This is a genomic window from Couchioplanes caeruleus (assembly GCF_023499255.1).
GTDB lineage: Bacteria > Actinomycetota > Actinomycetes > Mycobacteriales > Micromonosporaceae > Actinoplanes > Actinoplanes caeruleus_A.
The window spans coordinates 2321362-2333968 of record NZ_CP092183.1 but is presented as its reverse complement, the minus strand read 5'-3'; the positions used below and the strand labels follow the sequence as shown (position 1 = coordinate 2333968).

The 12607-nt window shown below is 74.8% G+C and carries 15 protein-coding genes; 9 read left to right on the top strand and 6 right to left on the bottom strand.

Annotation, left to right across the window (positions count from 1 at the left end; translation table 11 throughout):
* Nucleotides 1-47 precede the first annotated feature (47 nt).
* From COUCH_RS10980 to COUCH_RS10955, 6 genes are read left to right on the top strand one after another with little or no spacing between them, the layout of a single operon-like run.
* Entirely contained in the window at nucleotides 48-1232 is a 1185-nt protein-coding gene (locus tag COUCH_RS10980) for an acyl-CoA dehydrogenase family protein (RefSeq protein WP_249611967.1), read from the top strand.
* Nucleotides 1229-2329 (top strand): LLM class flavin-dependent oxidoreductase, encoded by a 1101-nt coding sequence (locus COUCH_RS10975; RefSeq protein WP_249611966.1) that lies wholly within the window; start codon nucleotides 1229-1231, stop codon nucleotides 2327-2329. Before COUCH_RS10980 ends, COUCH_RS10975 begins: the two co-directional genes overlap by 4 nt.
* 9 nt (nucleotides 2330-2338) lie before the next feature.
* Nucleotides 2339-2839, top strand: coding sequence for a flavin reductase family protein (locus tag COUCH_RS10970; protein ID WP_249611965.1), 501 nt, complete (start codon nucleotides 2339-2341; stop codon nucleotides 2837-2839).
* A complete protein-coding gene (locus COUCH_RS10965) occupies nucleotides 2840-3913 on the top strand; it encodes an LLM class flavin-dependent oxidoreductase (RefSeq protein WP_249611964.1) in 1074 nt (357 codons plus the stop codon).
* On the top strand, nucleotides 3910-4374 hold the full coding sequence (locus tag COUCH_RS10960) for an NADPH-dependent FMN reductase (protein ID WP_249611963.1): 465 nt from the start codon (nucleotides 3910-3912) through the stop codon (nucleotides 4372-4374). Before COUCH_RS10965 ends, COUCH_RS10960 begins: the two co-directional genes overlap by 4 nt.
* A 27-nt stretch (nucleotides 4375-4401) precedes the next feature.
* Complete coding sequence (locus tag COUCH_RS10955; RefSeq protein ID WP_249611962.1) at nucleotides 4402-4722, top strand: hypothetical protein; 321 nt, start codon at nucleotides 4402-4404, stop codon at nucleotides 4720-4722.
* A gap of 4 nt (nucleotides 4723-4726) precedes the next feature.
* On the opposite strand, the gene COUCH_RS10950 is transcribed toward COUCH_RS10955, so the two are convergent.
* Both COUCH_RS10950 and COUCH_RS10945 read right to left on the bottom strand, forming a co-directional pair.
* Complete coding sequence (locus tag COUCH_RS10950; RefSeq protein ID WP_249611961.1) at nucleotides 4727-5422, bottom strand: hypothetical protein; 696 nt, start codon at nucleotides 5420-5422, stop codon at nucleotides 4727-4729.
* A complete protein-coding gene (locus COUCH_RS10945) occupies nucleotides 5422-5853 on the bottom strand; it encodes a hypothetical protein (RefSeq protein WP_249611960.1) in 432 nt (143 codons plus the stop codon). The genes COUCH_RS10950 and COUCH_RS10945 overlap by 1 nt, the downstream gene beginning before the upstream one ends.
* A 116-nt stretch (nucleotides 5854-5969) precedes the next feature.
* On the opposite strand from COUCH_RS10945, the gene COUCH_RS10940 reads away from it, so the two are divergent.
* Nucleotides 5970-6608 (top strand): LysE family translocator, encoded by a 639-nt coding sequence (locus COUCH_RS10940; protein ID WP_249611959.1) that lies wholly within the window; start codon nucleotides 5970-5972, stop codon nucleotides 6606-6608.
* Nucleotides 6609-6666: 58 nt separating this feature from the next.
* Here COUCH_RS10940 and COUCH_RS10935 read toward each other — a convergent pair whose 3' ends face one another.
* From COUCH_RS10935 to COUCH_RS10925, 3 genes are read right to left on the bottom strand one after another with little or no spacing between them, the layout of a single operon-like run.
* Nucleotides 6667-7290: a response regulator gene (locus COUCH_RS10935; RefSeq protein ID WP_249611958.1), complete on the bottom strand. Its 624-nt coding sequence runs from the start codon at nucleotides 7288-7290 to the stop codon at nucleotides 6667-6669.
* Complete coding sequence (locus COUCH_RS10930) at nucleotides 7287-8474, bottom strand: sensor histidine kinase (protein ID WP_249611957.1); 1188 nt, start codon at nucleotides 8472-8474, stop codon at nucleotides 7287-7289. The genes COUCH_RS10935 and COUCH_RS10930 overlap by 4 nt, the downstream gene beginning before the upstream one ends.
* A gap of 22 nt (nucleotides 8475-8496) precedes the next feature.
* Nucleotides 8497-9372, bottom strand: coding sequence for a hypothetical protein (locus tag COUCH_RS10925; protein WP_249611956.1), 876 nt, complete (start codon nucleotides 9370-9372; stop codon nucleotides 8497-8499).
* Between the two features lie 121 nt (nucleotides 9373-9493).
* On the opposite strand from COUCH_RS10925, the gene COUCH_RS10920 reads away from it, so the two are divergent.
* A complete protein-coding gene (locus tag COUCH_RS10920) occupies nucleotides 9494-10903 on the top strand; it encodes a hypothetical protein (RefSeq protein WP_249611955.1) in 1410 nt (469 codons plus the stop codon).
* 10 nt (nucleotides 10904-10913) lie between these two features.
* On the opposite strand, the gene COUCH_RS10915 is transcribed toward COUCH_RS10920, so the two are convergent.
* Nucleotides 10914-11639, bottom strand: coding sequence for an SDR family oxidoreductase (locus COUCH_RS10915; protein WP_249611954.1), 726 nt, complete (start codon nucleotides 11637-11639; stop codon nucleotides 10914-10916).
* Between the two features lie 90 nt (nucleotides 11640-11729).
* Here COUCH_RS10915 and COUCH_RS10910 point away from each other — a divergent pair, with 90 nt between their 5' ends.
* Entirely contained in the window at nucleotides 11730-12578 is an 849-nt protein-coding gene (locus COUCH_RS10910; RefSeq protein ID WP_249611953.1) for a LysR family transcriptional regulator, read from the top strand.
* The last annotated feature ends 29 nt before the right edge of the window (nucleotides 12579-12607 follow it).

Here is a 12607-nt window from a genome sequence, read left to right as displayed (position 1 = left end):
GGGATCACCGTTGACACCTGGCCTGAGAGAGGCGCACGGTAGGGCCCATGTCCACCCCCGCCGCGGATGCCCAGGCACTGCCGAAACCAAGGCTTTCCCATCTATTGGACGTCACCGCGGCCCTGGCCGCCCACGCCGAGACCCACGACCGGACCGCCGAGCTGCCGGTCGACGGCCTCGCGGTCGTCCACGAGGCCGGCCTGCTCACCCTCACCGTGGGCACCGGGTACGGCGGCCCCGGCGGCACCCTCGCCGACACCGTGCGCACCCTCACCGCGCTCGGCCAGGGCGACCCGTCCGTGGCCCTGATCAGCGCGATGACTCTGTTCGCCCACGCCGCCCAGGCACGGACCCACGGGTGGCCCGCCGAGCTGTACGCCGAAGTGCTCGCCGAGTCGGCGCAGCGCCCCACGCTCATCAACGCGCTGCGGGTGGAGCCCGACCTCGGCACCCCCGCCCGCGGTGGACTTCCGGCCACGACGGCGCGGCGAACCGCGCAGGGCTGGGAGCTCACCGGCCACAAGATCTTCTCGACCGGCGCCGCGGGGCTGCGCTGGATGCAGGTCTGGGCGCGTACCGACGAGGATCCGGTGCGGACGGGGGCGTTCCTGGTGCGTACGGACACCCCCGGCATCGAGATCGAGCGCACCTGGGACCACCTCGGACTGCGCGCCTCCCGCAGCGACGACGTCACGTTCGACCGGGTTCCGGTTGCCGCCGGCGCGGTGCTGGGCCTGGGCGGGCAGGGAGGCGCCTTCAGTCCGTTTGCGGGTGGCGGTGAGGTGGTCGGACGGGGCGACCTGCGGGCGTGGAACGCGCTCGGCATCGCCGCGATCTACCTCGGGGTGGCGTATGCGGCCCGCGACTGGCTCGCCGGCTACCTGCAGGAGCGCGTGCCGACCAACCTCGGCAGGCCGCTCGCCTCCCTCCCCCGCTTCCAGAGCGAGGTCGGCGCGATCCAGGCGTCGCTGGTGTCCGCCGGCACCCTCCTGACCGCGACCGCCGAGTCCGAGGACCCTACCCACGCCAACCTCGCCAAGACCGTGGTCACCAACGCCGCGATCGACGCCGTGCAGCGCGCGGTGGCGCTCATCGGCAACGCCGGCCTGACCCGCCGCAACCCGCTCGAGCGGCACCTGCGCGACGTGCTGTGCGGCCGCATCCACACCCCGCAGGACGACGTGGTGCTCGGCGCCGCCGGCCGCGACCTTCTGGAAGGAACCGCACGATGACCGTTGAGTTCGTCGGGATGATCGGCACGCGGGACGTGTCGGAGACCCGGGCGCCGTCGGGGCCGCCGATCGACCCCGCGTACGTGCGCCGGTTCGCCCGCGCGCACGAGGACAACGGCTTCGACCGGATCCTCATCGGCTACGGCTCGTCCACGCCGGACGGTACGCAGGTCGCCGCGTACGCCGCCGCGCACACCACCGAGCTCGGCCTGCTCATCGCGCACCGCCCCGGGTTCGTCGCGCCCACCACGGCGGCGCGGACCTTCGCCACCCTGGACCAGTTGTCCGGCGGGCGCGTCGCGGTGCACACCATCACCGGCGGGTCCGACGCCGAGCAGCGCCGCGACGGCGACTACCTGACCAAGGACGACCGGTACGCCCGTACCGAGGAGTACCTGCGCATCCTGCGCCGGGCCTGGTCGTCACCGGAGCCCTTCTCGCACGAGGGCCGCTTCTACCGGTTCGAGGACTTCTCGCTGCTCGCCCAGCCGGCCCACCGCATCCCGCTGTACTTCGGCGGCTCGTCGGCGGCGGCGTACCGGGTCGGCGGGGCCGTCGCCGACGTGTTCGCGCTGTGGGGCGAGCCGCTGAAGGAAACCGCCGAGCAGATCGCCTCGGTGCAGGCCGCCGCGCGGGCGGCGGAACGGGGGCCGCTCGGCATCAGCGTCTCCTTCCGGCCCATCCTCGCCGCCACGGACGAGCTGGCCTGGGAGCGCGCCGGGCGGATCCTCGCCACCATCGAGGCCAGCGGCGGCGGCCAGGGCTCCTTCACCGGGGACAGCACGCGGGTGCTCGGCGGGCCGCAACCGGAGAACACCGGCTCGCAACGGCTGCTCGCCGCGGCCGCGAAGGGCGACCGGCACGACCGGGCACTGTGGACGGCCACCGCGCGGGCCAGCGGCGCTCAGGGCAACTCGACCGCGTTGGTCGGCTCGCCGGAGACGGTCGCACGGGCGCTGCTCGACTACGTCGACCTCGGTGTCACCACGATCCTCATCCGCGGCTACGACCCGGTCGACGACGCCGTCGACTACGGGCGCCACCTCATCCCGTTGGTCCGGCAGGAACTGGCCCACCGCTCGCTCGTCTCCGCCTAGGGGGAACTTGTGACCGTCTCCACGCTCGTGGACGCCGACCTCTTCCGCTCGCTGCTGCGCCGCCACGCCGCGGCCGTCGTCGTGATCACCGCGCCCGGTACGCCGCCGGCCGGCTTCACCGCCACCTCGTTCACCTCGGTCTCGCTGGACCCGCCGCTGGTCTCGTTCTGCCTCGCCCGTACGGCGTCGGCCTGGCCGGCGGTGCAGGCCGCGGAGACCATCGCCGTGCACGTGCTGACCCGTGAGCAGGAGCACGTGGCGCGGACGTTCGCGACCCGGGGCATCGACCGGTTCGCCGCGCACGGCGCCTGGCGTCCCGGGCCGGACGGCGTGCCGCTGCTCGATGGCGTGCTCGCCACGCTGGTCTGCCGGGTGACGCAACGAGTGGAAGCCGGCGACCACACCATCGTGCTGGCCACCCCCTCGCAGGGCGAGCACCACGAGGACGCCTCCGTCACCCCGCTCGTCTACCACGACGGCAGCTACGCGCACCTGAAGCGGACCGCGTAGATGGACGTTCACTGGTTCCTGCCCACCGCCGGGGACAGCCACGGCATCACCAGCGGCGGGCAGGCCGCCGCCACCGTGGTCACCGAGCGGCCACCGGACCTCGACCACCTGGCACTGGTCGCGCGGGCCGCCGAGAAGCTGGGGTTCACCGGGGTGCTCACCCCGACCGGCACGTTCTGCGAGGACTCGTGGCTGACCACGGCGGCCCTGCTCGCCGAGACCCGGACGCTGCGGTTCCTGGTCGCCTTCCGCCCCGGCCTGATCTCGCCCACGCTCGCCGCGCAGATGGCGTCGACGTACCAGCGGATCTCCGGAGGGCGGCTGCTGCTGAACGTCGTGACCGGCGGCGAGCCCACCGAGCAGCGCCGCTTCGGCGACTGGCTCGACCACGACCAGCGGTACGCCCGCACCGCCGAGTTCCTCACGGTGCTGCGCGGGGCCTGGTCCGGCGCACCGTACGACTTCGACGGCGAGCACTACCGGGTCGCCGGGGCCACGACGCGGGCCGCGCCGGAACCCGTACCCCCGGTGTTCTTCGGCGGGTCCTCTCCGGCCGCGCTGCGGGTCGCGGCGGCACACGCCGACACGTACCTCACGTGGGGCGAACCGCCGGCGGCCGTCGCGGCGAAGCTGGACGCCGTACGCACCCTCGCCAAGGAGCACGACCGGACCCTGACGTACGGGATCCGCCTGCACGTCATCACCCGCGACACCGCGGCCGAGGCGTGGGCGCAGGCCCGCGCCCTGATCGACCGCATCCCGCCCGCCGCCGTCGCCGCCGCGCGGGAACGCTTCGCCCGCACCGAATCGGAGGGGCAGCGCCGGATGGCCGCCCTGACCACCGGCGACGACCTGGAGATCTCGCCGAACCTGTGGGCCGGCTTCGGCCTGGTCCGTCCCGGCGCGGGCACCGCCCTGGTCGGCAGCCACGCCGAGGTCGCCGAGCGGATCGCCGAGTACCGGGCGCTCGGCATCGGCCACGTCATCCTGTCCGGGCAACCCCACCTCGAGGAGGCGTTCTGCTTCGGCGAGGGCGTCCTCCCCCTGCTCAACCCCGAGGAGCCGCAAGCATGAGCGGAATCGTCGTCGTCTCCGGCAACCCGCGGGCGGGGTCGCGCACCTCGGTCCTCGCCTCCGCCGTGGGGGCCGCACTGGGCGGGGCGTCCACCACCGTCGAGGTCGGAGCGCTCGGCCCCGGGCTGCTCACGCCCGGCGACGAGGCCACCGCCGCGGCCGTCGCCGCCGTCCGTGACGCCGAGGTGCTGGTCGTGGCGACGCCCACGTACAAGGGCAGCTACACCGGCGTGCTCAAGGTGCTGCTCGACCAGCTGCCCGCGAACGCGCTCGCCGGCGTGCGCGCCGTACCCGTGGTCACCGCCGGCGTGGCACCGCAGGCCGAGGCCGCCGCGAAGCTGTTGTCGCAGCTGCTGGGCGAACTGGGCGCCACCGTGCTCGCGGCGCTGCCCGTGGTGGAAGCCGATCTTCCCGAGTCCGAGGCGCTCGCGGGCAAGTACGCCGCCGCGCTGGCCCCCTGACTGGCCCTGACCTGGCACGATCGCCGCATGGGAACGGACATCCTCACGGTCGTGGTGCTCGGGGCGCTGCTGCTCGGGCTGGTCCTGCTCGTCGTCGGGACGGCGGGCATCGAGCGGCGCGAACGGCAGCGCATCGCGGCCCGCCTCGCCACGATCGAGAACAAGCTCGACGCGGTGATCACCCACCTCGGCGCGGTCGTGCCGGAGCCGGCGTACCCGGAGGTCGAGAACCTGCTGCGCGGCGACCGGCTGATCGACGCGGTCCGGGCGTACCGCGCGGAGACGGGCGCCGACCTGCTCACCGCCAAGCAGGCGGTGGACGCGATCGCCGCCCGGCTGCGCGCCTGACCGGCTACTCCGCGCGCTCCGCTGCGGCCGCGGCGGCCACCCGCCTGCGGTCCCACAGGCGCCCGGCGCCGGCGAGGACCGCCGCGCCGGCCATGGTCACGGCGCCCCAGAGGATCTCCGGGGAGCGGGCGTCGCCGTCGAACCACATCGCGTACGCGAGGATCGTGGCGGCGACGACCACCGCGGCCCCCGGCAGGGCGGCCAGCGCCCGGCGCCGGCCGGAGGGGCGGGCGAGGCCGACGACCGCGTCGCCGAGCACGAGCAACGCAGCGACCGCGCACATGCCGAACGTGTACGCCCGCACCTCGACCGGCACGTCGGCGTCGTCGAGGCGGAACACGACCAGCAGCAGGGCCACGCCCAGCACCAGAGCGAGCACCGCGGCGGAGCCCAGCTCCCACGAGGGCGGCAGCGGGCGGGCGCGGTCCTGCCGCTTGCGCGGGACGTAGTCCCAGGCGCGGTCGGTGAACCACCGGGCCGCAAGGGCGCCGAAGACGGTCAGGGCCAGGAAGACCGCGACCGGGCCGGCCCAGCCGCGGCCGAGGTACGCCACGATCGCGGCGACCAGGGCGGCAACCGGGAGGCTGGTCAGCGCCGCCACGAGCCGGCCCCGGCGGAACAGGGCCCGGGCCTCGGGCAGGTCGAGCGGGTGCACGAGGGGCTGGGTGGCGGGGTCGGGCAGGGCGACGATCTCTTCCATCACGGTCTCCAGGGGGTGCGGTCGAGGAAGCTGGCGGTGCCGCCCGGGCGGGCGATGTCGTAGACCTTCTGGCGCGAGACCCCGAGCCGGCTCGCCACGGCGACCGCGCTGTAGTCCTCCAGCAGCGCCTCCACGGCCAGCGCACGGACGGCGGAGGCCCGTGAGGTCAGGTGCGCGGTGAGCGCCCCGACCTCGGCGGCGATCAGCGCGACGGCGAGCGGGCCACCGTACGGCTTCGCCCAGTCCTCGCCGCGGTCCTGCGCGGTGGCCGCCGCGAAGATCCCGTCGCCGCCGTCCCTCAGGGCCGCGGCGACCCGGTCCGGTGTCACGCCGGCCGCTACGAGCCGGTCGCGGATCGCTTCGCGGGTGTCGGGTGGACGGTGCGCCAGGACGGCGTCCCAGCTGATGTCACCCCCGGGTTGACTTGTCATGCCCCGATGATGTGTCACCCCCGGGTTGACTGTCAACCCCGGGGCGACAACCGCCTCGGCCACGAGCCGGGGATTGGCTCTCGCCACGACGCCCGGCCCCGGGCAGGCTGGCGTCCGTGATCAGCCTCGCCGCCCTGCTGGGGGTCGCCGCCGTCGCGCTCGGCATGGTCCTGACGCCCGGCCCGAACATGATGTACCTGGTCTCGCGCAGCATCACCCAGGGCCGCCGGGCCGGCGTCGTCTCGCTGGGCGGCGTCGCGATCGGCTTCCTGATCTACCTGACCGCCGCCAACCTCGGGCTTTCGGTGATCTTCGTGCACGTGCCGGAGGCGTACGCGGCGGTCAAACTGGCCGGTGCGGGCTACCTCGGCTGGCTGGCGGTCAAGACGCTGCGGCCCGGCGGCACCTCGGTCTTCGCCCCCGGCGAGCTGCCCGCCGACTCCGGGCGCCGGCTGTTCACGATGGGCCTGCTGACCAACCTGCTCAACCCCAAGGCCGCGATCATGTACCTGTCGCTGATCCCCCAGTTCGTCCGCCCCGGCGCCGGCAACGTCATGGCTCAGGGCTTCGTGCTCGGCGGCGTCCAGATCGTCGTCAGCCTCGCGGTGAACCTGGCGATCGTCTCGGCGGCCGGCACGATCGCGGTCTTCCTGGCCCGCCGGCCGGGCTGGCTGCGGATGCAGCGCTACGTCATGGGTACGGTCCTCGGCGCCCTCGCCCTGCGCCTCGCCACCGACCGCGCCCGCCCCGCCTGACCTGGGGAATTCCGGTCCCGCGTCCGGCGTTTGCGGGCGTGCTTCCTCGTCTCCGGGATCAGGTACGGGCGCAGAGCGCCAGCCGGACCCGGTTGGGGCTACCCGTCTTGGCCATCAGGCTCGTGATGTGGGTCTTGACCGTCGTCACTCCGATGTGGAGCCGCTCGGCGATCTCCGTGTTGGACAGACCCTCCGCGACCAGGTTCAGCACGTCCCGCTCGCGGGCGGTCAGGCCGGCCACGGGCTGCGGCCGGCCGGCCCGGGCGTGCACGGCCCGCTGGACCAACCGGCGCAGGACGTCCTGGCTGAACGGGCTGTCGCCCGCCGCGGCGCGGCGGATGCCGTCGAGGAGCTCCTCCGGTGGTGCGTCCTTGAGCAGGAAGCCGCAGGCTCCGGCGGTGAGCGCCGGGTAGAGGTGGTCGTCGTCGCCGAAGGTGGTCAGCACCAGCACCCGGGTGGCGGGCCGCGCGGCCAGGATGCGGCCGGTGGCGGTGATGCCGTCGACGCCCGGCATGCGCAGGTCCATGACGACGACGTCGGGGGTGACCCGGGCGGCCAGCTCGATCGCGTCGCGGCCGTTGGCCGCCTCGCCGACCACCGTCAGGTCCGTCTCCGCCTCGCAGAGCATGCGCAGCCCGGCCCGGATCAGCGGCTGGTCGTCCACCAGCAGGACGCGGATCACGCGATCCCCTCGGCCGTGGCGGCGGCCGGTGCCGCCGGCAGCACGGTTTCCACCCGCCATCCGTCCCCGGACGGTCCCGCCGTCAGCCGGCCGCCGAGCACCTCGACCCGTTCCCGCATCCCGGTCAGGCCGTGACCGCCGCCGGAGGGCAGGCCGGGCGCCGCCCCGCCGCCGTCGTCCGTGACCGACCAGGTGACGTCCCCGCCGGCCACCGCGACGCGGACCCGGGCCCGTGCGGAGGGACCGGCGTGCCGGGCGACGTTCGTCAGCGCCTCCTGGGTGAGCCGCAGGACGGCCATGCCGCGTACGGCGTCGATCGTTCCCACCTCCTCGTCGATGTCGCTGTCGACGGTCAGCCCGGCCTGCTCCGCCGTGGAGACGGCCGCGGCGAGGGCGGCGGGCAGGTCTTCCGGGCCGATCGCGGTGAGCGCCGCGTCGGTGCGTACCGAGGGGTCGCGCAGCACCGCGACCAGGCGGCGCAGGTCCGCGAGCGCCGCCGTGCCGGTGCCGTGCACGTCGTCGAACACCTCGGCGACCCGCGGATCGAGGCCCGGCAGGACGTGCCGGGCCACGCCGACCCGGAGCACCATCGACGCCACGTGGTGCGCGACCACGTCGTGCAGCTCCCGGGCGATCGCGCTGCGTTCCGCGGCCCGGGCCGCCCGGGTCTCCGACTCCTGCTGCCCGCGCTCGGCGGCCGCCTTCGCCTCCGCCTGCAGCCCCAGCTCGCGGGTGGTCCGGATGACCAGACCGAGCAGAACCGGCAGGCCCACGACCACGGTCAGCCCGATGATCGGCGCCTGCCACTGCTGCGGGCCGCGGGCGTACCCGTCGACGAGGTAGATCGCGGCGACCATGCCGGCGCCGCCCCACAGCAGCGGCCGCCGCGGCGCCCACATCGTCAGCTCCAGCAGCGCCCAGCCGGTGCCCACCTGGTTGATCAGCGGGTCGCCGAGCAGCACGAGCGCGGCGATCAGCAGCGCCGACTGCACCAGCAGGTTGGCCACGCGCCAGCGGTGCAGGGCGAGCGCCGCGGCGAAGGCGATCACGGCGAGGATCCACTGCGCGGTGGTGGGTGAGCGGCCCGGCGTGCTGAAGACCAGGTACGACACGCCGCTGAGGTCGAGCAGCAGCATCCGCACGAAGGAGTCCCGTGCGTCGAAGAGCCGCGTCACCCATCCCACGACGACCACCCTAGGCTGCCGGTCACGCGGCGAGCGTCAGCTCGGGTCGCCGGGCCCGGATCACCGCGGCGGCGGCGACGGCGGTCCCGGCGGCGAGCGCCGCGAAGGCCGTGAGCGTGAGGGCGTCCGGGCGCAGCAGTGGCTGGGCCCGCAGCGCCTGCCACGTCAGCAGCAGGGTGAGCATGCCGTACGCGGAGCCGCCGACGGCCAGCAGCCGCAGCCGGGTCGCCTCGTCGAACCGTCGGCCCAGAACCAGCGCCAGCAACGGCAGGGCCTGCAGGGCGTGCAGGCCGACGAAGTGGCCGATCCGCAGGTCTCCGCCGGTGGTGCTCCAGCCGGTCAGCGGCAGTCCCGGCCCGCCGTCGGCGACGCCGACGCTGTGTGCCATGCGGGACTGCGTCATGGGTACGGCCACCAGCATCCCCACGAGCGTCAGCCCGAGACCCCACCGGACGGCGTGCGCGGCGGGGCGGTCGGCGATGCGGGCGCGCAGGACGACGAAGCCGATGACCAGGTGCCCGGCGAACAGCACCATGATCGCGATGCCCATGACGCTCCATAACGCCGAGTTCAGCGGGGTGGTCATGTTGTAGTGGCTGGTCGTACCGCGCAGCACCTGCCCGACGATGACGACCAGCTCCGCCACGGCAGCCGCGAGGACGACCGTGGCCGCCCGCTCGGCGGCCCGGCTGCGGCGCGGCAGCAACGACAGCATCCACGCGAGCGTGGCGGCGTACAGGGTGAAGGAGACGGCGAACTTGAACGGCTTCGCCCAGATGGGCATGCCGGTCAGGATCCGGGAATCGGCGACGATGCCCACCGCGGCGATCACGGCGAGGACCGCCGTGGCGGCGGTGAGGACCATCAACGGGCGGTGCAGCCGCAGCAGGGAAGTCATAACGCTGATGCTGTCCGGCCCGGCGCGCCGTTTCGCCCGACCGCCGGTCCGTCCGGTCGTCCCCGCGGCCCGGGCTCCTCCTCCCTCGGTAGGAGGAACCGGGGAAGCCATACTGTGCGGCGTGAACGAGGTCGTGTTTCCCCGCGGTGCGGACGGTCGGCGCAGCAGCTCGGAGCTCGGGCGCGCGGTGGTGGCCGACGCCCTGCGGGCCGCCGACCCCGCCGCCGCCGACGCCGCGGCGGCCGAACGCGACTGGCGCAAGGGCTATCTGCGGCACTTCCGGGCGTTGGTGGAAGCCGGGCTGGACGGCGGGTACGACATCGCTGCGGCGGGTCTCGAGTCGGTGCACCGCCGGATGGCCGTCGAGCGGGCGGGCGAGGACGCGCCGCTCAGCTCGGTGTTCGACGCCGCCGGGGAGCCGCCCGGCACGGTGACCGTCACGGGCGAGGGCGCGCCCGAGCGTGAGCTGATCGTGCCGTGGCGCGGGGAGCTGCTGCGGGGCGACTCGCTGCTGCGGCGCCTCGACGCGTGGGTCACCGCCGGCAGCCTCGAGGCGTCGTGCGCCGAGATGGTCCGTGAGGTCGTGGCGAACCCGGGCTGGCTGGACCTCTCCGATCACCGGCTCGTCGTGCTGGGCGCCGGCGCGGAGATGGGACCGCTGCCGGCCGCGCTCGGCTGGGGCGCCACGGTCGTCGGCGTGGACCTTCCCCGGGCCGAGCTGTGGGCGCGGGTGGCCACCACCGCCCGCCGCAGCGCCGGGACGCTGATCGCGCCCGGCGCCTCGGTGGAGACCGCCGGGGTGGACCTGCTCAGCGGGCTGCCCGGGGTCGCACGGTGGTTGCTCGGCATGCCGGGGCGGCTGGTGCTGGGCAATTACGTGTACGCGCCCGGCGCGGCGTACGCCCGGCTGTCTGCGGCTGTCGACGCTGTGGCCGTACACGTGATGGCACAGCGGCCCGGCACGGCGCTGGCGTTCCTCGCGACCCCGACCGACGTCTTCGCGGTGCCCGGCGAAGCCGTGGCGCAGTCCACGGCCAGGTACCGCGACCGTTCGCGGACCGCCCGCCTCGCCCACCTGTTCTCCGCGGAGCGGTTGCTGACCCCGAACTATCCGGAGGGCTCGGACCCGGGCATCGCCGACAGCCTCGTGCCGCAGCAGGGGCCGAACTATGCGCTCGCCAAACGGATCCAGCGCTGGCGGGCGGCGGTGGCCCGCCGGGACGGTGCGACGGTCAGCCTCTCCGTCGCGCCGCCCACCCGGACCCGATCGGTGACCAGCAACCGGCTGCTGGCGGCGGCGTACGCGGGCGCGCACCTGTTCGGGGTGGAGATCTTCGAGCCGGCCACCAGCAACCGGCTCATGGCGGCGCTGCTCGTGCACCAGCTGCGCAACCCGCGGGCCGCGGCGCCGCAGGCCTGGCGGGACGAGGCGTTCGGCGCGGCGCACGGCGGCCTGTGGCGGACCGCCTACCAGCCGCGCTCCGCCCTGGGCCTGGCAGCCTTGCGAGGTCTGCCCGCGGCGGTCCGATGAGGACGGACGATCACCAGGGGATCTCACCGTCGTCGTCGAAGAAGCCGCCGGTCGGGCCGTCGTCGGGCAGGGTGGCGAGCCGGATCGCGATCGCCGCGCCCTGCTCCGGGGTACGCACGCCGCTGAAGCCGTTCAGGTCGGTCGCGGTGTAACCCGGGCACGCCAGGTTGATCAGGATGTTCGTGTCCCGCAGCTCCTTGACGTACTGCACGGTGACGGCGTTGAGGAACGTCTTCGACGGCGAGTACGCGGCCGCGATGGGCCCGGTCTGCGCGCCGGGCGTCAGCTGCCGGGTGAGGGAGCCGACGGTGCTGGACATGTTGACGATCCGCGGCGAGGCGGAGCGGCGCAGCAGCGGCAGCATCGCGTTGGTGACGCGGACGACGCCGAACACGTTGACGTCCACGGCGGCCAGGATGGTCGCGGGGTCGACCAGGGTCGGCTCCTGCGGCCGGCCACCGGTGATCCCGGCGTTGTTGACCAGCACGTCGAGGCGGCCGGCCCGGTCCTCGATCAGCCGCGCCGCGGCGGTCACGCTCGCGGCGTCGGTCACGTCCAGCGGTACGCCGAACGCGTCGGCCCCTCCCGCGCGCAGCTTCGCCACCGCGGCCTCGCGGCGCTCGGCGTCCCGGGCGCCCACCCCGACCTGCCAGCCGAGGGCCCCGAGGCCGGCCGCGATCTCGTACCCGATGCCCTTGTTCGCGCCGGTGACCAGCGCCATTGTTCGATCGCTCATGTCCTCGATCCTGTCCGCCGCCGGCGCGGCCACCAACACCGAACGGGTGGGCGGCGATACCCCGCGGGTATCAATGGCTACGATGGCGGCGTGGAGACGCGAGAGCTGCGGTACTTCGTCGCCGTCGCCGAGGAACTGCACTTCGGCCGGGCGGCGGAGCGGCTCGGCATGGCCCAGCCCCCGCTGTCCCGGGCGATCAGCCGGCTCGAACGCCGCCTCGGCGCGACGCTGCTGGAACGCACCAGCCGGTCGGTCGGCCTGACCGAGGCCGGGGCGGTGCTCCTGCGCGAGGCCCGGGCGGCGCTGGACGCGGTCGAGGCGGCCGAGCGGCGCACCCGCCGGGCCGCGCAGGCCGGCGGCGGCACGGCCGGCGTGGTGCTGGCCACGAAGGCAGGCGCGGCCGGCGAGCTGCTGGCGAAGCTGCTCGACGCGTACGCGGCCGAACCCGGTGCCGTGCCCGTGGACGTGCTGCTGTGCGGGATCGGCGAGCAGGAGCAGCTGCTGCGCGACGGGCGGGCCGACGTGGCGCTGCTGCACCGGCCGTTCGACTCGGTCGCCGGCTTCGACGTCGAGGACCTGCGGACCGAGGGCCAGATGCTGGTCCTGCCGGCGGGCCATCCCCTCACCGGCCGGACATCGGTACGCGCGGCCGAGGTCAGCGAGCTCTCGGGCCTGCCGCTGCCCCGATGGCGCAACCGGGACGGGACGTATCCCGACGGCCCCGGCCCCGAGGTGCGCGACCACGCCCAGCTGCTCCAGCTGATCGGGCTCGGCCGGGCGGTCGCCGTGCTGCCGGAGTCGTGCCGCTCCCAGCTGCCCGGCGAACTGGTCGCCGTGCCGGTGCCGGACGCGCCGACGGTCACCACGGTCATCGCGTGGCCGCCGCACAGCCGCTCCCGTGGCGTCTCCGGCCTGGTCCGCACGGCGACGCGGCTCTAGGGTCTGTCTCGTATCCGGGGTCGCAGCGA